Annotated in this window: 21 protein-coding genes; 17 read left to right on the top strand and 4 right to left on the bottom strand. The window is 69.0% G+C overall.

Annotation, left to right across the window (positions count from 1 at the left end):
- Positions 1 to 175 precede the first annotated feature (175 nt).
- Both rho and prfA read left to right on the top strand, forming a co-directional pair.
- Complete coding sequence (gene rho / locus Q0Q23_RS11970) at positions 176 to 2401, top strand: transcription termination factor Rho (RefSeq protein ID WP_295123800.1); 2226 nt, start codon at positions 176 to 178, stop codon at positions 2399 to 2401.
- A gap of 88 nt (positions 2402 to 2489) precedes the next feature.
- Entirely contained in the window at positions 2490 to 3566 is a 1077-nt protein-coding gene (prfA, locus tag Q0Q23_RS11965; RefSeq protein ID WP_295123798.1) for a peptide chain release factor 1, read from the top strand.
- A gap of 73 nt (positions 3567 to 3639) precedes the next feature.
- Here prfA and epsC read toward each other — a convergent pair whose 3' ends face one another.
- The gene (gene epsC, locus Q0Q23_RS11960) at positions 3640 to 4209 is read right to left on the bottom strand and encodes a serine O-acetyltransferase EpsC (RefSeq protein ID WP_295123796.1); all 570 of its coding nucleotides are present in this window, start codon (positions 4207 to 4209) and stop codon (positions 3640 to 3642) included.
- 5 nt (positions 4210 to 4214) lie between these two features.
- Positions 4215 to 5153 (bottom strand): cysteine synthase A, encoded by a 939-nt coding sequence (gene cysK / locus Q0Q23_RS11955; protein ID WP_295123794.1) that lies wholly within the window; start codon positions 5151 to 5153, stop codon positions 4215 to 4217.
- 62 nt (positions 5154 to 5215) lie between these two features.
- Here cysK and prmC point away from each other — a divergent pair, with 62 nt between their 5' ends.
- A complete protein-coding gene (gene prmC / locus Q0Q23_RS11950) occupies positions 5216 to 6091 on the top strand; it encodes a peptide chain release factor N(5)-glutamine methyltransferase (RefSeq protein ID WP_295123792.1) in 876 nt (291 codons plus the stop codon).
- A 41-nt stretch (positions 6092 to 6132) separates the two neighbouring features.
- Here prmC and Q0Q23_RS11945 read toward each other — a convergent pair whose 3' ends face one another.
- On the bottom strand, positions 6133 to 7077 hold the full coding sequence (locus Q0Q23_RS11945) for a TetR/AcrR family transcriptional regulator (protein ID WP_295123790.1): 945 nt from the start codon (positions 7075 to 7077) through the stop codon (positions 6133 to 6135).
- A 119-nt stretch (positions 7078 to 7196) separates the two neighbouring features.
- On the opposite strand from Q0Q23_RS11945, the gene Q0Q23_RS11940 reads away from it, so the two are divergent.
- From Q0Q23_RS11940 to Q0Q23_RS11915, 6 genes are all read left to right on the top strand, one after another.
- Complete coding sequence (locus Q0Q23_RS11940; protein ID WP_295123788.1) at positions 7197 to 8117, top strand: ATP-binding cassette domain-containing protein; 921 nt, start codon at positions 7197 to 7199, stop codon at positions 8115 to 8117.
- The gene (locus Q0Q23_RS11935) at positions 8114 to 8908 is read left to right on the top strand and encodes an ABC transporter permease (protein ID WP_295123786.1); all 795 of its coding nucleotides are present in this window, start codon (positions 8114 to 8116) and stop codon (positions 8906 to 8908) included. The genes Q0Q23_RS11940 and Q0Q23_RS11935 overlap by 4 nt, the downstream gene beginning before the upstream one ends.
- Positions 8909 to 9123: 215 nt before the next feature.
- Positions 9124 to 9420, top strand: coding sequence for a WXG100 family type VII secretion target (locus tag Q0Q23_RS11930; RefSeq protein WP_295123784.1), 297 nt, complete (start codon positions 9124 to 9126; stop codon positions 9418 to 9420).
- A gap of 95 nt (positions 9421 to 9515) precedes the next feature.
- On the top strand, positions 9516 to 9740 hold the full coding sequence (locus Q0Q23_RS11925; protein ID WP_295123782.1) for a hypothetical protein: 225 nt from the start codon (positions 9516 to 9518) through the stop codon (positions 9738 to 9740).
- A complete protein-coding gene (locus Q0Q23_RS11920) occupies positions 9737 to 10564 on the top strand; it encodes a hypothetical protein (RefSeq protein ID WP_295123780.1) in 828 nt (275 codons plus the stop codon). The genes Q0Q23_RS11925 and Q0Q23_RS11920 overlap by 4 nt, the downstream gene beginning before the upstream one ends.
- On the top strand, positions 10561 to 12414 hold the full coding sequence (locus Q0Q23_RS11915; protein ID WP_295123779.1) for a hypothetical protein: 1854 nt from the start codon (positions 10561 to 10563) through the stop codon (positions 12412 to 12414). Before Q0Q23_RS11920 ends, Q0Q23_RS11915 begins: the two co-directional genes overlap by 4 nt.
- 514 nt (positions 12415 to 12928) lie before the next feature.
- Here Q0Q23_RS11915 and Q0Q23_RS11910 read toward each other — a convergent pair.
- Positions 12929 to 13561, bottom strand: a complete 633-nt coding sequence (locus Q0Q23_RS11910) for an HAD family phosphatase (protein ID WP_295123778.1) — start codon at positions 13559 to 13561, stop codon at positions 12929 to 12931.
- 83 nt (positions 13562 to 13644) lie between these two features.
- Here Q0Q23_RS11910 and Q0Q23_RS11905 point away from each other — a divergent pair, with 83 nt between their 5' ends.
- From Q0Q23_RS11905 to atpA, 8 genes are all read left to right on the top strand, one after another.
- Positions 13645 to 14376, top strand: coding sequence for an L-threonylcarbamoyladenylate synthase (locus Q0Q23_RS11905; protein WP_295123777.1), 732 nt, complete (start codon positions 13645 to 13647; stop codon positions 14374 to 14376).
- Between the two features lie 3 nt (positions 14377 to 14379).
- Positions 14380 to 15639: an MraY family glycosyltransferase gene (locus Q0Q23_RS11900; protein WP_295123776.1), complete on the top strand. Its 1260-nt coding sequence runs from the start codon at positions 14380 to 14382 to the stop codon at positions 15637 to 15639.
- Complete coding sequence (locus tag Q0Q23_RS11895; protein WP_295123775.1) at positions 15636 to 16145, top strand: hypothetical protein; 510 nt, start codon at positions 15636 to 15638, stop codon at positions 16143 to 16145. Before Q0Q23_RS11900 ends, Q0Q23_RS11895 begins: the two co-directional genes overlap by 4 nt.
- A gap of 170 nt (positions 16146 to 16315) precedes the next feature.
- Entirely contained in the window at positions 16316 to 17113 is a 798-nt protein-coding gene (atpB, locus tag Q0Q23_RS11890; protein ID WP_295123774.1) for a F0F1 ATP synthase subunit A, read from the top strand.
- A 51-nt stretch (positions 17114 to 17164) separates the two neighbouring features.
- On the top strand, positions 17165 to 17386 hold the full coding sequence (gene atpE, locus Q0Q23_RS11885; protein WP_064111451.1) for an ATP synthase F0 subunit C: 222 nt from the start codon (positions 17165 to 17167) through the stop codon (positions 17384 to 17386).
- A gap of 31 nt (positions 17387 to 17417) precedes the next feature.
- On the top strand, positions 17418 to 17981 hold the full coding sequence (locus tag Q0Q23_RS11880; protein ID WP_295123770.1) for a F0F1 ATP synthase subunit B: 564 nt from the start codon (positions 17418 to 17420) through the stop codon (positions 17979 to 17981).
- Positions 17981 to 18772, top strand: a complete 792-nt coding sequence (locus Q0Q23_RS11875; protein ID WP_295123767.1) for a F0F1 ATP synthase subunit delta — start codon at positions 17981 to 17983, stop codon at positions 18770 to 18772. Before Q0Q23_RS11880 ends, Q0Q23_RS11875 begins: the two co-directional genes overlap by 1 nt.
- A 33-nt stretch (positions 18773 to 18805) precedes the next feature.
- Positions 18806 to 20443 (top strand): F0F1 ATP synthase subunit alpha, encoded by a 1638-nt coding sequence (atpA, locus tag Q0Q23_RS11870; protein ID WP_295123764.1) that lies wholly within the window; start codon positions 18806 to 18808, stop codon positions 20441 to 20443.
- The last annotated feature ends 6 nt before the right edge of the window (positions 20444 to 20449 follow it).

Raw genomic sequence — 20449 nt, 5'->3', positions numbered from 1 at the left:
ATCTCTTAGCAATCATGCCGTCACTCCTGCCTGCGCTTTTCGGATATCCGGAGCATCCGGGTATCCCGAGCGCACCGTAGCGCGGATCCGAACGCAGCGCGGCAAGGCAGGTTCACGTGACGAGTGCTCCACAGCGGCGCGCAGAGTGCGCGTCGGGGGAAAGGAATCCTCTTCAGTGACTGATGTCGAACTCCACGCCGGGGGCGTGGACAACAGCGACCTGACCTCGCTCAAGGTGGCAGAGCTCCAGGCTCTCGCCGCAGAGCTCGGCCTCCAGGGCGCGACCCGGCTCCGCAAGGGCGAGCTGGTCCAGGCGATCGCGACGGCCCGTGCCGCAGCGACGGGGGCTGCGGATGCCGCGCCCGAGTCCGCCGAGCCGGAGAGCGCCGCTCCCGTCTCCGCGGAGCCTGTCGTTGCCGAGCCTGTCGTGGCCGAGCCTGTCGTTGCCGAGCCCGTCGCTCTCGGACAGGAGGGGGCCGACCACGCGACGGCCGCCTCACAGGTTCTCGTCGAGCCGCTCATCGCCGAGCCGGCCGCCACCGCCGAGCCGCTCGTCGGCGACGCGCTCCTCGCCGGAGTCGAGGCGCCGGCCGAGCCGCGCCGCCGCGGCTCCCGCCGGGCCTCCAGCCCGGACGGCACCACTCTCCCGGCCGCGACGAGCGTCTCTGCCGGGACCCACGTCAACACCGGTGAGACCGGTGTCGAGTCCCTCATCCCGGACGTCGACGCGCTGCTCGACTCCGCGCTCGCCTCGCGCGAGCAGGCTCAGCGCGACGGCCAGGGCGGTCGTCGTCGCCGCGGTCGCGGCGGCCAGAACGGCCAGGGCCAGCAGGGCGGCACGGCGCAGGACTCCGACGAGCCGTCGGCCGAAGCGACCGCCGAGACCGAGACCGCACAGGGCGAGCCGACCGATCAGGGCGGCGAGCAGCAGCAGACCGGACGCAACCGCCGCAACCGCAACCGCAACAAGGGCAACGGCCAGAACGGCGACCAGAACCAGCAGGGCGGCCAGAACCAGGGCGGCCAGCAGAGCCAGCAGGGTCAGCCCAAGGACCTGCAGGGCGACGGCGAAAAGCAGGGCGGCCAGCAGAACCGCGGCCCGCAGCAGCAGCAGCAGCAGGCCGACGGTGACCGCAACGGCCGTTACCGCGACCGCAACCGCAAGCGCCGCGGCGGTGCCGCCGGTGACGACCTCGAGCCGGAGATCGCCGACGACGACGTGCTGATCCCGGTCGCGGGCATCCTCGACGTGCTCGACAACTACGCGTTCGTCCGCACCACGGGCTACCTGCCCGGCGCCAGCGACGTCTACGTGTCGCTGGGCCAGGTCAAGAAGTACAACCTGCGCAAGGGTGACGCCGTCGTCGGCGCCATCCGCCAGCCGCGCGAGGGCGAGAACAACAGCCGCCAGAAGTACAACGCCCTGGTGAAGGTCGACTCGATCAACGGCCAGACCGTCGAGGAGGCCGCCAACCGCGTCGAGTTCGGCAAGCTGACGCCGCTCTACCCGCAGGAGCGCCTGCGTCTCGAGACCGAGCCCACCAAGGTGACCCAGCGGATCATCGACCTGGTCGCCCCGATCGGCAAGGGCCAGCGCGGTCTCATCGTCGCGCCCCCGAAGGCCGGCAAGACCATCGTGATGCAGCAGATCGCCAACGCGATCACCACCAACAACCCCGAGGTGCACCTCATGGTGGTGCTGGTGGACGAGCGTCCGGAAGAAGTCACCGACATGCAGCGCACGGTGAAGGGCGAGGTCATCGCCTCCACCTTCGACCGCCCGGCGGAAGACCACACCACGGTCGCCGAGCTCGCGATCGAGCGCGCCAAGCGCCTGGTGGAGCTGGGCCACGACGTGGTCGTGCTGCTCGACTCGATCACCCGCCTCGGCCGCGCGTACAACCTGACGGCGCCGGCTTCCGGCCGCATCCTGTCCGGTGGTGTCGACGCGTCTGCGCTGTACCCGCCCAAGCGGTTCTTCGGCGCCGCGCGCAACATCGAGCACGGCGGCTCCCTCACGATCCTCGCGTCGGCGCTGGTGGAGACCGGCTCCAAGATGGACGAGGTGATCTTCGAGGAGTTCAAGGGCACCGGCAACATGGAGCTCCGGCTGTCGCGCCAGCTGGCCGACAAGCGCATCTTCCCGGCCGTCGACGTCAACGCTTCCGGCACCCGCCGCGAAGAGATGCTCATGGGCCAGGACGAGGTCAAGATCACCTGGAAGCTGCGCCGCGCGCTCGCGGGCGTCGACCAGCAGCAGGCGCTCGAGATCGTGCTCGGCCGCCTCAAGGAGACCTCGAGCAACGTCGAGTTCCTGATGCAGGTGCAGAAGTCGATGCCGCAGCCGGCAGGCGGTCACGGCAACGCGCACTCGCACGGTCACGAGAACGACCACCGCTAGCTGACGGGGTGCCCGTCCGGCGTGCCTGCGGGCGCGCCGGGCGGGCACTTCTCCGTTTCCGCCAGCGCTCTTCAGAAAGAAGCTCCCCATGTTCGAGTCGGTCACCGGCCTCATCGCCGAGCACGACGACCTCCAACAGCAGCTCTCCGATCCCGAGCTGCACAGCGACCCGGTCCGCTCCAAGAAAGTGAACCGGCGCTACGCGGAGCTGTCGCGCATCGTCGCGATGTACAACCAGTGGCGGCAGCTCTCGGACGACCTGGAGGCGGCCCGTGAGCTTGCAGCCGAGGACGAGGCGTTCGCCGACGAGATCCCGGGCCTCGAGCAGAGTCTCGACGAGACCGGGGAGAAGCTGCGACGACTGCTGATCCCACGCGACCCCAACGACAGCCGCGACGTGATCATGGAGATCAAGATGGGGGAGGGCGGCGCCGAGTCCGCTCTCTTCGCGGGCGACCTCCTGCGCATGTACCTGCACTATGCCGATTCCAAGCGCTGGAAGGCCGAGATCATCGAGCAGACCTCCAGCGACCTGGGCGGCATCAAGGACGTGCAGGTGGCGTTCAAGGGCAGCTCGAGCGATCCGGCGGAGGGCGTCTGGGCGCACCTCAAGTACGAGGGCGGCGTGCACCGCGTGCAGCGCGTGCCGGCGACCGAGTCGCAGGGCCGCATCCACACGTCCGCTGCCGGCGTGCTCGTGTTCCCGGAGGTCGACGAGCCAGAAGAAGTCGAGATCAATCCCAACGACCTCAAGATCGACGTGTTCCGGTCATCCGGACCGGGTGGTCAGTCGGTCAACACGACCGACTCCGCCGTGCGCATCACGCACGTCCCCACCGGGATCGTCGTCTCGATGCAGAACGAGAAGAGCCAGCTGCAGAACCGCGAGGCCGCGATGCGCGTGCTGCGCGCGCGCCTGCTCGCCAAGCAGCAGGAAGAGGCGGACGCCGAGGCCGCCGAGTTCCGCAAGGGCCAGATCCGCACGATGGACCGTTCGGAGCGCATCCGCACCTACAACTTCCCCGAGAACCGGATCGCCGACCACCGCACCGGCTACAAGGCCTACAACCTCGACTCCGTGATGAACGGCGCCCTCGATCCGGTCATCGAGTCGAACATCCTCGCCGACGAGGAGGCCCGCCTGGCCGACCTCGCCCAGGACTGAGTCCCGCGCCGTCGAGGCGGCGCAGTTTCCGCCGTTTCGACGGATTGAGCCCCACTGTGCGCCGCTTCGGCGCTCAGATGTAGAGGGCCGGGTCGAGCCAGTCGTCTCCGGCGATCTGCTCGTGGCCCGAGCGCGGGCGCGCGCGGGCCGGAACGCCCGTGAGCACCGAGTCCGGCGGTGCGTCGTGCACGACGACGGCGTTCGCGCCGATGACCGTGCGCTGGCCGATCTCGATCGCGCCGAGCACCTTGGCGCCGGCGCCGACCGTGACGTGGTCGTGGATGGTGGGATGCCGCTTGCCATGCCCGCTGCCGCGCCCGCCCAGCGTGACCCCGTGGTAGAGCATCACGTCGTCGCCGATCCAGGTGGTCTCGCCGATGACGACGCCCATCCCGTGGTCGATGAAGAAGCGCCGCCCGATGCGCGCACCCGGGTGGATCTCGATGCCGGTGAGGAACCGCGTGAGTTGCGACAGGATGCGCGCGGGCATGCGGAACCCGGCACGCCAGAGCCGGTGGGCCACTCGGTACGACCAGACGGCGTGCAGGCCGGAGTAGACGATCGCCACCTCGGCGCTTCCGCGTGCGGCAGGGTCGTGCGTTCGCGCGTTGCGGATGTCCTCACGCGCGCGGAAGAGGGGCACGCGGCTCAGTCCAGCAGGTCCGCCCAGAGCGCCGTCGAGATGTAGCGCTCCCCGGTGTCGCAGACGACGGCGACGATCGTCTTTCCGGCGTTCTCCGGCCGCTTGGCGAGTTGGAGCGCCGCCCAGACGATCGCTCCGGAGGAGATCCCGGCCAGGATGCCCTCCTCGGACGCAAGCTTCTTGGCGGTCGCGATCGAGTCCTCGAAGGAGACGTCGACGACCTCGTCGTACACGGTGGTGTCGAGGATCTCCGGCACGAAGTTCGCGCCGATGCCTTGGATCTTGTGCGGGCCCGGCTTGCCGCCGTTGAGGATGGGGGAGTCCAGCGGCTCGACCGCCACCACCTTCACCTCGGGCTTGCGCTCCTTCAGAACCTGTCCGACGCCGGTGACGGTGCCGCCGGTGCCGACGCCGGCGACGAAGATGTCCACGCCGCCGTCGGTGTCCGCCCAGATCTCCTCGGCGGTGGTGGCGCGGTGGATGGCGGGGTTGGCCTCGTTGGCGAACTGGCGTGCCCAGATGGCGTTGTCGTTCTCGGCGACGATCTTCTGGGCGGCCTCCACGGCGCCGCGCATGCCGTCGGGGCCGGGCGTGAGGACGATCTCGGCCCCGAACGCGCGCAGCAGCACCCGCCGCTCCTTCGACATCGTCTCCGGCATGGTGAGGATGACCTTGTAGCCGCGAGCGGCGCCGACCATCGCCAGGGCGATGCCGGTGTTGCCGCTGGTGCCTTCCACGATGGTGCCGCCCGGGCGCAACTCCCCGGACTTCTCGGCGGCGTCGACGATGGCGACGCCGATTCGGTCCTTGACGCTCCCGGCCGGGTTGTAGAACTCCAGCTTCGCCAGCACGGTAGCGCCGGTGTCTGCGGCGATCCGGTTGAGCTTGACGAGGGGGGTGCGTCCGACGGCTTCGGTGATGTTCTCGTACACGTGTGCGGGCATGGTTCACACTCTAATCGGCGCGGGCGGCCCGGTGCGGCTTGTGACGGTAAGCTCATCGGGCCATGTCCGACACCGCAGCCCCCGACACCGTCCGATCCGTCCGCGATGAGGCGGTCGCTGTACTCGCTCAAGCGGGGGTCCCCGACCCTGAGGTGGACACCGAACTCCTGGTCGGGTTCGTGCTCGGCGTCGGTCGTGGGCGGGTGCAGGCGCTCGTGGTGATGGATGCAGCGATCGACACGTCGGATGCGGAGCGTGTACGGCAGCTCACCCTGCGCCGCGCGGCGCGGGAGCCGCTGCAGCACATCACCGGCACAGCGCCGTTCCGCTCGCTGGAGCTCGCGGTCGGTCCGGGAGTGTTCGTGCCGCGACCGGAGACCGAGCAGGTGGTCCAGTTCGCCATCGACGCGCTCCGGGCTGTGCCGTCTCCTGCTCCGATCGCCGTCGACCTGGGGACCGGAAGCGGAGCGATCGCGCTGGCGATGGCGACGGAGGTGCCGCACGCGCGTGTCTTCGCCGTCGAGAAGTCGCCGGAGGCGATCGCGTGGACGCGGCGCAACGTCGAATCGTCCGGCGCGCCGAACGTGCGGTTGGCGCAGGGCGACCTCGCGGACGCGTTCCCCGAGCTCGACGGCACGGTCGACGTCGTCATCTCGAACCCGCCGTACGTTCCCGACGCCGCCGTCCCGCGCGACCCCGAGGTGCGGCTGTACGACCCGCCGGTCGCCCTCTACGGCGGTGAGGACGGCCTGGACGTCGTGCGCGTGATCTCGTCGGTCGCCCGCCGTCTGCTGCACCCGGGAGGCACGCTCGTGCTCGAGCACGGCGAGCTGCAGGGTGCACAGATCCGCGACCTCCTGACCGCCGACGGCTGGCGGGCCGCAGCGACGCATCGCGACCTGACCACCCGCGACCGCGCCACCACGGCGCTGCGCTGACGCATCCGTCGCGCCGAGGGGCCGTGGACGAGCGACCGGCCTCAGCGGTGCTCCCGCTCCTCGCGCTCCTTCTCCCGTGCCGTCCGCTCGCGGGCCCGGGCGATGGCCTCGCGCTCGCGCTTGCGCGCCTCCCGCAGCGCCTTCTCCGCCTCGCGGCGCAGCTTGGCGGCCTCCCGCACCGCCTTGTCCCGCGGGATCGGCTCCGGGCGCGGCTCGGCGGCCACGATCGGTTCGCCGGAGGCTCGCGCCGCGATGTAGCGCTCTATTCCGTCGAGGATGCGTTCCAGGCCGAACGCGAAGTCGTCTTGGTCATCCTCCAAGTCGGTGTAGCCCCCTGATGCGACCAGCGGAGCGAGGTCGGGGAACCGTTCGGGCGTGACCAGCTCCGCGAGTGCGGCGGCAAGGGCCTCCCCGCTCTGCGGCGGGGTCGCGCCCTTCTCGCGCGACTGGCGCACATCGCGTTCCACGATGCCCGCGGCCCTGGCGTACGACGACAGCAGCAGGGCGGTGCCCATCTTCTCGCCGTCGGTCAGGGGCAGGTCGCGCATCTCGCGCAGCCCCCAGTCGAGCACCGCGAGGTTGTTCGGCATGAGGGGGATGCCGGAGATCGGGATGTCGGGGAACCAGGGGTGGGCCTGGATCACCTCGATGCTCGCCATCGACCAGCGCCGTAGTCCGCTGCGCCAGTCGGCTCCCCGGTCGTCTTCGGGAGGGATGGGCACGTCGCACACGGCGTCCTGCATGAGGGCGAGTACGTCGTCCTTGCTCGTCACGTAGCGGTAGAGCGACATCGTGGTGAAGCCGAGTTCGGTTGCGATGCGACTCATCGAGACGGCGCCGAGGCCCTCCTGGTCGGCGATCGCGACGGCGGTGTCGATGATCCGCTCGATGCTGAGCTCGCGCTTCGGCCCGCGCTGGGGCCGCTCCGCGACGCCCCAGCTGAGCGCGACGGCGCGCGGGAGCGCCTCTTCGACTTCGTCCGCCATTCGGTGCGACCTTTCCGGTTCGGTGTTGACACCCATCCTAGAACTGTGTATCACTTAAACGAAAGCGTATGCGCCATAAACAGTTTGCTACATACACAGAACTCGAAAGGATCCGGACCATGACAGCACCAGCGATCGCGGTCGCGGGACTGCGCAAGGCCTTCGGCACGCAGACCGTCCTCGACGGGGTCGACCTGACCGTCGAGCGGGGGAGCGTGTTCGCGCTCCTCGGCCCGAACGGGGCGGGCAAGACGACCGTCATCAACATCCTCAGCACGCTCGTCTCGCCCGATGCGGGCACGGCGGTCGTGTGCGGTCACGACGTCGTGGTGGACCCGGCCGGCGTGAAGGAGTCGATCAGCCTCACCGGGCAATACGCAGCCGTCGATGAAGTGCTCACGGCCGAGGAGAACCTGCGCATGATGGCCAGGCTCTCCGGCTTCGACCGCGCCGGCGCCGCCGAACGTGCCAGCGAGCTGATCGACCGTTTCGACCTGCGAGACGCCGCTCGCAAACGGGTCAAGACGTACTCGGGCGGGATGCGGCGCCGACTCGACCTCGCGCTCAGCCTGGTCGCGACGCCGCCCGTCATCTTCCTGGACGAGCCGACCACCGGGCTCGACACCCGCAGCAGGCAGGCGCTCTGGGCGATCATCCGCGACCTGGCGGACCGCGGCACCACCATCCTGCTCACCACTCAGTACCTCGAAGAGGCCGACCAACTCGCCGACCGGATCGCCGTGCTCGATCGCGGCCGCGTCGTGGCGGAGGGTACGGCGCCCGAATTGAAGGCGCGGGTCGGCGGGGAGGTCGTGGAGTTGCGCGACGCAGCTGATGAAGTCGTGCGCGAGCTCCCGACCGACGGCACGGTCGACGGTCTCCGCGCGGCGATCGACCGGCTCGACGCGCTCGGTGTGCCCGACGCCTCCATCTCCATCCGCAAGCCGAGCCTCGACGACGCGTTCCTTGTCCTCACCGGGAGAGCAACCGTGCCCGATGTCGATAGCAGCACCGAAAACCAGAAGGAGGTCGTCCGATGACGACGTTCGGCGTCACCGCCCCGTCCCGCCGCGTCAGCGGTACCGCCGCCGCTGCCGTGTTCATCGGCCGCAGCGTGCGGCATTCCCTCCGGAACGTCGAAGCCCTCACCATGGCCATCGCCCTTCCGGTCATGCTGATGCTTCTCTTCACGTTCGTGTTCGGGGGCGCGATCGACTCCGGAGGCGACTACGTCGACTACGTGGTCCCCGGCATCATCCTGCTCTGCGCCGGCTTCGGCGCATCCAGCACGGCGGTCGATGTCGCCGAGGACTTGAGCAACGGCATCGTGGACCGGTTCCGCACCATGCCGCTGCGCGCCGCGGGCGTCGTCACCGGCCATGTCGTCGCCAGCCTGCTGCGCAACCTGCTCGCGACGGGCGTCGTGATCGGGGTCGCACTCGCGGTGGGGTTCCGGCCGAGCGCGAAGGTGCTGGAGTGGTCGGGTGCACTCGCGGTGGTCGCCCTCTTCATCCTGGCGATCACGTGGCTGTACGCCGCGATCGGGATCGCGGCGGCCAACCCCACTGCGGCGAGCGGTTACGGTTTCGCTCTGCTGTTCCTGCCGTACCTGTCCAGTGCCTTCGTCCCGACGGACACCATGCCGACCTGGCTGCAGTGGATCGCCGAGAATCAGCCGATCACACCGATCATCGAGACGATCAGGGCCTTCCCGTTCGGGCGGGATCCGGGTACCGACCTCTGGTGGGCGTCGGGGTGGTGCGCGTTGATCATCGTCGGCGCATACATCTGGGCAGCGTGGCTGTTCCGGCGCAAAGCAGGACGGCGCTGACCGGCGGTCGGCGGGGGCACTGAAGTCTCCACAACTGCAGCCGCCGTCGTCTTCTCCACAGAAGACGACGGTGGCTGCTTTCCGTGGGCTACGGGCCGATACCGTCGCTGCAAGCGGCCGCGGACAAAAGCAACTGCAAAGATTTCGCTTCGGCCTGACATGCCATATGTTGAATCTCTGACCGATGTTCGGTCAGTCGATCGAGGGGGTAATCCATGACCAACATCAACGTCTCTTTCCAGGAGTTGCACGGCAGCGCCGAACGGCTCAGCGCCGGCCGCGAGGAGATCGGCGCCACGCTCGCCCGGCTCCAGGCGCAGATCGACGGGCTCGTCTCGGCCGGGTTCACGACCGACCGCTCGTCGTCGGCATTCGCCGACGCCTACACCCGTTTCACGAACGGAGCGCAGAACGCTGTGGCCGGCCTCGACGACCTCGCGCGGTTCCTGCGCTCGACGGCTCAGACGCTCGGCGACGTCGACGCGCAGCTGGCAGCTCGCCTGAGCCGCTGACCGGGGGACCGATGTACGGCGGAACCGAAACGATCCGAGCGCACGGCCCCGCGCTGCGGACGGCTGCGGGTGACCTGCGGGCACGTGCTGCGGCCGTGTCCGCTCGCGCCGAGTCATGCTGCTGGACGTCGAGCGCGGCGCTCGTGCTGCGCTCCCAAGTGGAGTCGCTGGCCGATGAGTTGGCACGCCGAGCGCACGCCCTCGACGCCGCCGCCGACACGCTCGAGGCGCACGCGCGTGCTGCTGACGTTGCCATCGAGCTGATCGCGACGGCGCGGAGCGCGGCGTTCGGCGATGCGCGGGCGGCGGTGACCCGGTGAACGCGCGGCCAGCGCGATTCGCGCTCTCGAGGGCCGAACTGCTCGCGATCGTGCGCCACACCCCGGGATTGACCCTCCCGTCGTTCGTGGACGGCGGGTCGGGCTCCGGCTCGTCTTCGACGTCGCCGGCGGCCGACCCGGCCGCAACCGGGGCGCGTCCCGATCCGCGGTTGCTCCTGGCTCTGGGGCTGCACGCCGTCGGCGACGGGGTCATCCACGCGGTGTCCTGGTCGCCCGGCGTCATGGTACGTCGCAGCATCGCGGTCGGCGGGGCCGTCGCCGCCGCCGTCAGCCGATCCGACGCCGTCACCGACGGCGAGCGTACGAGCCCGTCGTCGAGGTTCGCCGTGGCGCTCTTCCCGGCTCGGCAGGCAGCTGCGCAGCTCGCGTCCTCCACCCCGATGGTCGCCACCGCTCACCCGCGCGACTCCACCGCGCGGCGCGTCGGGGTCATCGCCTCGCGCGCGATCGTGGAGGCGGCTCGGTACGGAGACCCCGCGCTGGTCGACGACGTGGCGGGTGATCACGGGGTGGACTGCGACACGGTCGGCGTCCTGAACGCGCTCGCGGCCCGCCAGGCGAGCGGGCTGCGCGTGCGTTCCTTCGACGGACGTACCGGGCGGTGCGTCGGTGGAGGCGACTGGTTCGGGTCCGCGAGCGGCTGGCTCCGCGTGGGCCTGGGCTTCCCCGCGCCTGCGGGTGCCTGGTCGGCCGACGACCTGTTGCGCGACGCGACCGTTTCTGTGGCGTTCACGACGGGCACGGAGATCCGGCGATCACTGACCTGGCTGACCGCCGACCTCCTCCGGACGGTCTCGCGATGAGCGGGACGAGTGCCGCGGGGGATGAATCGGCCGGGGTGACCGTTCCGGGCGCGCGCCTCCCGATGCACCGCGCGGGGGCCGACTCCCTCGCGCATCGCGCGGTGGCCGCTGCCGAGGCCGCCCATTCGACGGCCGAAGCGGGCGCCGAGCTCGTCCGCGATGCCGGCACGGCTTTCACGCACGCCGGGGCGGGGATCACCGGATCCTTCGCGGTGGGCGGTGACCGGCTCCGGGTGCAGTTCCATGAGATCGAAGCCCTGACCGGTGACATCGCCGCCGTGAGCCGCGACGCGAGTGAGCTCGCGGCGAGCACGGCGCGGATCGCGATCGACGGAGGGCTGCTCGCGTCGTTCTCGGTCTCACCCGCGACGGGGACGGCCGCAGAAGCAGCCATCGGCGCGGCGGCGACAGGGCTCGCACGTACCGCCCTCCAGGCGAGCGCGCTCGCCGTGTCGACCGGTGCCGTTGCCACGTCGTACGCCGCGGCCGACGCGTGGCTGACCGCCGCGGCGGGTTCGCTGCGCACGACCGCCCAGGCCGTGTCGTCGCTGACCCGGGCGGGAGCGGACTTCGCCGGCGCCCTGGCCGGTGCAGCGGCCACGTCAGCGCAGTCCGCGGTCGGCGCCGAGTTCGGTGTGGCGATCGCAACCTCCGATGCCGTCGCCGACCTGGCGGCCGCGGCCGCGGCGATCCCCGTGCTGGCGGTGGGAACGGCTGCAGCCGTGGCGAACGGATTCGGCGCCGAGACGGCCCGAGCGCTCGCGACCGCATTCGCCGACGCGAACCGCGCTTTCAGCGGCGCCGACGACGCCGTCAACCCGTTCGTGACGGCGGACGTGATCCGCTACGGGTCCGTCCTGGCCGCCGGATTCGACCGCGCGTTCTCCCTCGATGACGCCGTCGCCGGCTCGACCGGCGGCGTCCAGGCGATCCTCGGCGCGACGGGGCCGCTCTACGACGACATCCTCGCCGGCCTCGTGACAGCGGGTGTCGCCGTGGGCTTCTTCCACGACGGCGAAGTGACGGTCAGGCCGGCGGAGGACGTCGATCAGACTCTCCTCGGCGATAGCGCAGCCGTTACATGGAGCGCGTTGGGATACGACGGTGACACGCGATTCGACACGATCGAAGGCCGGGTTCTGCCGACGGATTGGGCATCGATGATGGCGGGACTCGTCCAGATCGACGAACTCGGCGGTGAAGAACGCGCCATCATCCGGGTGTTCACTGTCCACGACTCGAACGGCACCCCCGTGAGCCATCGCGTCCAGATACCGTCGACCGCCAGCTGGAACCCCATTGCCAACGCCAGCGGGAGCCCGGGAGACCTCACGTCCGACATGCACTCGATGTCGTACGGCGCCGACGCGGCCTTGGCCAGTTCCGTCTTCGAAGCGATGCGACAGGCGGGGATCGCGACGGGGTCGGAAGCGCCTCCCGTGACTCTGGACGGCTTCAGCCTCGGCGGCATCACCGCAGCCGCTATCGCGGCCGACTCCCGCGGCTTCAACGTCAGTGAAATTCACACCGCCGGTGCCCCGATCGGCCGCATGAACGTGGATCCTGCGATCGGAGTGTTCGCGCTCGAAGCCGACCAGGATCTCGTGGCAGCGTTGGACGGCCGACCGAATCCGGCACGAGCCGGGTGGCTGACGGTCACTGGACCAGGCGTGCCGCTGGCTGGTGAGAAAGCAACACCGCAGATGCTTCCCGGTACGGTTCACTCCGCCCGCCGTTATGCGGCAATGGGGGCGGTCTCCGTCGACCTGCAGCACGTGGGTGCCCTCGACGTACCGTCGGGGGGCTCCGTCACGGTCGCTGACTTCGAGTCGAGGAGAGAGCCGAATTGAGAGTGCGTGTCCTGATGCTCATGTTCGCACTACTGCTCGCGATGGTGGGCTGCCGGGCGGAGCCGTCGACACCGGGTACCACGCTAGAGGACGCGGAGGAACTGCTGCGGTCCCTGCGCGGGGTGCGGAGTGCTCAGCTGGTGGCGCGATCCACCCTCGACGGTTTCACCCGCCACACTCCAGTCACAGTCGAACTGGAAATCACGGAAGGATTCGATGTCGTGGCGGCTCCTGCCCTGGCCGACTACCTCGTCCGGATGCTGTGGTCGGTCGGCGGCGCTCGACCGACCCGTCTTGTGGTGTCCGTGACATCAGCGACCGGCGACGGTGTGGATCTGTCGGCCGGAGCGAGAGCGCGTGGGTGGACTCCGATCGTCGGTTCGCCCGATCGACCGCTCTTCGCGATAGAGCACCTCGACGTCGAACCCGCCAGATCGAAGCTCGGACCGTGGCCCGGTCCCGTGCCCGCGCCGCCGACCGACGCGATCGTCCCGCTCCCCGGTCCCGCGTCCGCTCAGCGTTCGCGTTCCGCGAAGGCGTGGATGGCCGCCACCATGCCGTCCGTGTCGAAGGAGCCGTCGGCGTTGCGGGTGAAGTGATGGGCGTGCATTCCGGCTTCGCGGGCGCCCTCCACGTTCGCGAGCGAGTCGTCGAAGAGGATGGCGTCATCGGGTCGCAAGCCGAATCGTCCGAGGGCGCGGGTGTAGATGCGGCGCTCGGGCTTACGTGCACCCAGCACCGCGGAGACCAGGTCGTTGTCCCGCAGCACGCCCATGACCTCCGGCGCGAGCACAGGCAGCGAGTCCTTGAACGGGATCGGGTTGTTCGACAGCAGTGAGACCGTGCCCAGCGTCGCCGCGGTGCGCAGCGCCGCGATAGAGCCGTCGATCGGCGTCATCGCGGCCTTGCGGGCGTCCTGCCACTGCGCCAGCGTGAGGCGGGCGCCCGTCACCTCGGCGAACGCTTCCAGATACTCCTCGCTGGTCGAGTACTCGCCGATCTCGGCCGCGCGCTCGTGGCCGCCCGCCCACCAGGTCGACGCCAGCCGGTACTGGCTGACACCGCCGAGTTCGGCCAGGCGGGGGAGGCGCTTGTGGAAGTCGTAGTCGTAGAGGGTCTTGTCGCAGTCGAAGAAGTAGACGTCCATCGAGACCAGTATCGTCCCGTCACGTCCCGTCACCGCGCTGTCGCAGAGAACCTTGCAGCCGCTCAACTATCATGGGTGCCGTCATGGCTCCCATCTACGACTGCTCCGTCGATTCCGAACTGCTCACCGGCATGCGCCTCGCCCGCGGGGCCATCGGCCGCGGCGAGCTCGTCGTCATCCCCACCGACACCGTCTACGGTGTCGCCGCCGACGCCTTCAGCCCTGCAGCGGTGCAGCGGCTCCTCGACGCGAAGGGGCGCGGCCGGCAGTCGCCGCCCCCGGTGCTGGTGCCGGGCATCCCGACCCTGGCAGCGCTCGCCGAACACGTCCCCACCGAGGTGGACGCCCTCGTCGCCGCGTTCTGGCCCGGAGGATTGACCATCGTCCTGCCGGCCGCGCCTTCCCTGGTGTGGGATCTCGGTGAGACCCGCGGAACCGTTGCCCTTCGGATGCCGCAGGACCGCATCGCCCTCGAAATCCTGTCCGAGACGGGGCCGCTCGCCGTGTCCTCCGCCAACCTGACCGGCCGTCCGGCCGCCCGCACCGCCGCGGAGGCCGAGGCGATGCTCGGCGATTCCGTCGCCGTCTACCTCGATGGAGGAGAGGCAGGCACGGCCTACGAGCGTGTGGAAGGCAAAGACTCCTCTTCGACCATCGTCGACGCCACGGCGCTCGCCTCCGGGGCAGGCAAGCTGCGCATCCTCCGTCACGGCGTGATCACCGCAGAACAGCTGCGCGCCGTGGTCGGCGACGCGCTCGCCGACGAGACCGACTCCGTCGAGCCCGACGGCGTCGGCACCCCCGCGGACACCTGAGCCGTGACCCTCTTCCTCGCACTAGCGCTCATCTCGGCCGTGATCACGTTCGGGATGTCGCTGGTCGTCTACAAGCTCGCGATGCGATTCCGGCTGTATCCGAAGATCCGCGAACGCGACGTGCACACGCGCCCGACGCCGAGGCTGGGCGGCGTGGCCATGTTCCTCGGCATCCTGGTCGCCTTCGGGGTGTCCTGGCTGCTGTCCAGCCAGTTCGGCGTGCTGTCGCTGATCTTCTCCGACGCCGGCCCGATCGTGGCCGTCCTCGGCGCCTCGCTGTTGATCGTCGTGCTCGGAGTCGCGGACGACCTCTGGGACCTCGACTGGATGACGAAGCTCGCGGGCCAGTTCGTGGCAGCCGGTCTGGTCGCCTGGCTCGGGGTGCAGATCTACTCGCTCCCGATCGGCGGCCTCACAGTGGGATCGCCGGTGATGAGCATCGTGATCACCTTGTTCGCGATCGTGCTCGTCATGAATGCGATCAACTTCATCGACGGTCTTGATGGCCTCGTCGCGGGCGTCGCCCTGATCGCGAACGGCACCTTCCTCGTCTACACCTACCTCCTGCAGCGGGAGATCAGCCCGCAGAACTACTTCAGCCTCGCCGGCGTCATCGCCGCGATCCTGGTCGGGGCGTGCGCGGGCTTCCTCCCGCTCAACTGGCATCCGGCCAAGATGTTCATGGGCGACGCCGGCGCCCTCCTGATCGGCCTGCTCATGGCCACGTCCGCGATCTCGGTCACGGGCACGATCAACCCGGAGGCCCTGCAGACACTCGGCAAGTCGTCGCTGGTTCCTGCCTTCATCCCGGTCACCATCCCGTTCGCCGTTCTCGTCATCCCGCTGCTCGACTTCGGCCTCGCCGTCATCCGCCGGCTCCGGGCCGGCAAGTCGCCGTTCAGCGCCGACCGAAAGCACCTGCACCACCGGCTGCTCGACATGGGCCACTCGCATCTGCACGCCGTGCTGATCTTCTACGCCTGGACCGCCGTCCTCTCGATCGGGTGCCTGCTGTTCTTCTTCGACCCGTACTGGATGGCGATCGTGTTCGTCGCGATCGGGCTGGTGATCTGCACGGCGATCACGCTGGCGCCGCTCAGCAGGCGGAAGGCGAACGAGGCCGCCGCCGAGCTCGCTCCGGCCGGAAGCAGGGAAGCCGCAGAGACAGCCCGCTACGACCAGCTCGACATCGCCAGCGAGCGTGTAAGCGTCCCGTCGGCGCGCTCGAATCCGACCGACACCACCACTGAGGAGAACCGATGACCGACCACCAGGACGGCGCGGCCGCGCCGCGGCCGGAACAGCCCGATCGGCGGCCCGCTCCGCAGCAGCCCACGTCGACGCCGGTGCTGAAGGACGTGCTCAAGTACGGGCTCATCCTCGCCGGGGCGATCGCGATCGTCGGCATGGTGCTCGGCGGGATCTTCGCCGGTTGGATCGGAGTGACCAGCGCGCTGATCGGCACGCTCATGGCGGCGGTGTTCCTCGGCATCACCGCGTTGAGCATCCTGATCGCCAATCGGTTCATCGGCTCCGACCTCTTCGTCGGTCTCTTCTTCGGCATCGTCCTCGGCGGCTGGATCGTCAAGTTCGTGTTGTTCATCGTGCTCGCGATCCTGCTGCGCGATCAGCCGTGGATCAACCCGGTGGTGCTCTTCCTGAGCCTCATCGCCGGGGTGATCGGCTCGCTCGTCGTCGACATGATCGTGGTCTTCCGATCGCGGATCCCGTACGCCAGCGACGTCACTCTGCCGGGCCAGAAGCGCTGACCTGTATCCGATTCGTTACCGCTTGAAAACTCTTGTAGAGTTGTCAGTGATCCCCCACCCGTACGCGCCCGAAGCACCACCGGCGCGCGAGCGCGGGTGTCCACCATTCGTCGTCGCGAGAGCACCTGCTCGACGCCCCGAAACAGGAGATAGCGCTGTTAGCTAACGCTGTGAACCTGCTGGTCCAGGCCGCAAGCTCCAATGATGGTAGCTTCCAAGGCCCGTCGATCAACGAGTTCTTCCCCCCGACCCTGTTCACCATCGGTGGCCTCGAGTTCAACCGCATCGTCATCGTCCGGGGCGTCGCCCTGATCGCGCTGATCCTGATCTTCTGGCTCGGCACCCGCAAGATGAAAATCGTTCCGGGCCGCTTCCAGTCGGTCGTCGAGATGGGGCTCGACTTCGTCCGCGTCAACATCGGGGAGGACCTCCTCGGACGCAAGGACGGGCGTCGCTTCCTGCCGCTGCTGACCACCATCTTCTTCATGGTGCTGTTCTTCAACCTCACCGGCGCCATCCCGTTCCTCAACATCGCGGGCACGTCGGTGATCGCGCTCCCGATGCTGCTGGCGATCGTCGCGTACATCGCCTTCATCTACGCGGGCGTCAAGAAGAGCCCGGCGAACTTCTTCAAGAACGCGCTGTTCCCGCCCGGCGTGCCCTGGTTCCTCTACATCATCGTCACGCCGATCGAGTTCATTTCGACCTTCATCCTGCGGCCGATCACGCTGACGCTCCGACTGCTGATGAACATGGTGGTCGGGCACCTGCTGCTCGTGCTGTTCTTCACCGCCACCTCGTGGTTCATCTTCGAGGCGGGCGGCTGGTGGTCGCTCTTCGGTATCGGCACCTTCGCCTTCGGCTTCGTCTTCACCTTGTTCGAGATCCTGGTGGCCGTCCTCCAGGCTTACGTCTTCGCGCTGCTCACCGCTGTCTACATCCAGCTCGCAGTCGCCGAGGAGCACTAATTACGGTTCGCGCAACCGCACGAACCGACATCACGGAAGGAAATACATAACGTGGACATCGCTGCTATCAACGGCAACATCGCCACCGTCGGATACGGCCTCGCCGCCATCGGCCCGGCCATCGGCGTGGGCATCGTCGTCGGCAAGACCATCGAGGGCGTCGCCCGTCAGCCTGAGCTGGCCGGCCGCCTCCAGGTCCTGATGTACATCGGTATCGCGTTCACCGAGGCGCTCGCCTTCATCGGTATCGCTACCTACTTCATCTTCGTCTGATCCTCTTTAGCCCATCCCGTAAGGAGGAACGATGCTCAAGAGTGTCGTGATCGCCGCGACGGAGGAGACGCACAACCCGCTGATCCCCCAGTGGCCGGACATCATCGTCTCGCTCATCTGCTTCATCATCATCTTCGTGCTGTTCTGGAAGCTCGTGCTTCCGCGCATGAAGAAGCTGCTTGACGAGCGCGCGGAGGCGATCGAGGGCAACATCGCGAAGGCCGACGAGGCCCAGCACAAGGCTGAAGCGCTGCTCGAGGAGTACACCGCCCAGCTCGCCGACGCGCGCGCCGAGGCGGCCAAGATCCGCGAGACGGCCCGCACCGACGGCCAGAAGATCGTCGCGGAGGCCAAGGAGAACGCCACGGCCGAGGCTGCACGCGTGACCGCCGCCGCCCAGGCGCAGATCGAGGCAGAGCGCCAGGGCGCGCTCGTCTCGCTCCGCGGCGAGGTGGGCTCGCTCGCGATCGACCTCGCCTCCGGCGTCGTCGGCGAGGTGCTCACGGACGACAAGAAGGCTCAGGCGATCGTCGATCGATTCCTGGCCGACCTCGAGTCCAGCGAGAAGGCCGAGAAGGCAGGGTCGAGCAACTGATGGGAAGCGCCTCCAGAGAAGCACTGGCCCGATCCGTCTCGGCTCTCGCCGGGCTCGGGTCCAAGGCCGATCTGGCGACGGCTGAAGACCTGTTCGCCGCAGGACGAGTCGTCGCCGACTCCGCCCAGCTCCGTTCGGTCCTCAGCGACCCTTCGGCTTCGGCAGAGGGCAAGGCCGCGCTGGTCCAGCGCGTCTTCGCCTCGCTCTCCGCGCCGGCGGTCGAGCTGCTGAGCGTCGTGTCGAGCGAGCGCTGGTCGAACCAGGACGACATGCTGGCGGCCATCGAGGAGCTCGGCATCCGGTCGATCGCCGCGTCGTCGCCGCGCAATGTGGACATCCCGGGCGAGCTCTTCGCGTTCGGAGGCGCCGTGACCTCCGACGCAGAGCTCGAGCTCGCGCTCCGCAGCAAGCTCGCGGCTCCCGAGGCGAAGGCCGACCTGGCCGAGCGTCTGCTCGCGGGCAAGGCCTCGAAGCAGACCGTCGCGATCGTGCGCCAGCTGGTACTCCAGCCGCGCGGCCGCAGCATCCGCGAATCGCTGCGCGACGCCGCGCGCGTCGTGGCGGCCCAGTACGGCCAGACGATCGCCACGGTCGTCACGGCCATGCCCCTCCCGGCCGAGCAGGCCGAGCGCCTGCGCGCGAGCCTCGCCGCGAAGTACGGCGACCTCAAGCTCAACGAGGTCGTCGACCCGTCGATCCTCGGCGGACTGCGTGTGCAGATCGGCGACGACGTCATCGACGGCAGCGTCGCGTCGCGCCTCACCGAACTTCGACTTCAGCTGGCGGGCTGACCGCCCTCTATACAGAGAAACCAGGGAATTACGATGGCAGACATTCAGATCAGCCCCGATGAGATCCGGGACGCGCTCAAGGACTTCGTCTCGAAGTACGAGCCGACCGGGGCCGAGACCACCGAGGTCGGTCACGTCCTCGACGCCTCCGACGGCATCGCGCACGTCGAGGGGCTCCCCGGCGTGATGGCCAACGAGCTCATCCGCTTCGCGGACGGCACGCTGGGCCTGGCGCAGAACCTCGACGAGAACGAGGTCGGCGTCGTGGTGCTCGGCGAGTTCGACGAGATCGTCGAGGGCATGGAGGTGACCCGCACCGGCGAGGTCCTCTCCGTCCCGGTCGGCGACGGCTACCTCGGCCGTGTCGTCGATCCGCTCGGCAACCCGATCGACGGTCTCGGCGAGATCGCCACCGAGGGCCGCCGCGCGCTCGAGCTCCAGGCGCCCGGCGTCATGCAGCGCAAGTCGGTGCACGAACCGCTCCAGACCGGCATCAAGGCGATCGACGCCATGATCCCCGTCGGCCGCGGCCAGCGTCAGCTGATCATCGGCGACCGCCAGACCGGCAAGACGGCGATCGCGATCGACACGATCATCAACCAGAAGGCCAACTGGGAGTCGGGCGACGTCAACAAGCAGGTCCGCTGCATCTACGTCGCCATCGGCCAGAAGGGCTCGACCATCGCTTCGGTGAAGGGTGCGCTCGAGGACGCCGGTGCGATGGAGTACACCACCATCGTCGCTGCCCCGGCCTCTGACCCGGCGGGCTTCAAGTACCTTGCGCCCTACACCGGTTCGGCGATCGGCCAGCACTGGATGTACGGCGGCAAGCACGTGCTCATCATCTTCGACGACCTGTCGAAGCAGGCCGAGGCCTACCGCGCCGTGTCGCTCCTCCTGCGTCGTCCGCCGGGACGCGAGGCCTATCCGGGCGACGTCTTCTACCTGCACTCCCGCCTCCTGGAGCGTTGCGCCAAGCTCTCCGACGAGCTGGGCGCCGGCTCGATGACCGGTCTGCCGATCATCGAGACCAAGGCGAACGACGTCTCGGCCTACATCCCGACCAACGTGATCTCGATCACCGACGGCCAGATCTTCCTGCAGTCCGACCTCTTCAACGCCAACCAGCGTCCCGCGGTCGACGTCGGAATCTCGGTCTCCCGAGTCGGCGGCGACGCGCAGGTTAAGTCGATCAAGAAGGTCTCCGGCACGCTCAAGCTCGAGCTCGCTCAGTACCGCTCGCTCGAGGCGTTCGCGATGTTCGCCTCCGATCTGGATGCGGCCAGCCGTCGCCAGCTCGCCCGCGGTGCGCGCCTGACCGAGCTGCTCAAGCAGCCGCAGTACTCGCCGTTCCCCGTCGAGGAGCAGGTCGTCTCGATCTGGGCCGGCACCAACGGCAAGCTCGACGAGGTCGCGGTGGAGGACATCCTCCGCTTCGAGGCCGAGCTGCTCGACCACCTGCGTCGCAACACCGACATCCTCACCACGCTGCGCGAGACGAACGTCCTCGACGACGAGACGGTTGAGAAGCTGGGTGCCGAGGTCGACAAGTTCAAGCTCGAGTTCCAGACGGGCGAGGGCAAGCCGCTCGCCTCGGTCGGGCGCGAGGAGTTCGAGGCCAGCGCCGAAGAGGACGTCAACCAGGAGCGCATCGTCAAGGCGAAGCGCTGAGCACGG

It is taken from the genome of uncultured Leifsonia sp. (assembly GCF_945957465.1).
In the GTDB taxonomy this organism is placed as follows: Bacteria; Actinomycetota; Actinomycetes; order Actinomycetales; family Microbacteriaceae; genus Leifsonia.
Note: the sequence above shows the minus strand (reverse complement) of the source record. Positions and strands in the feature narration are given on the sequence as shown.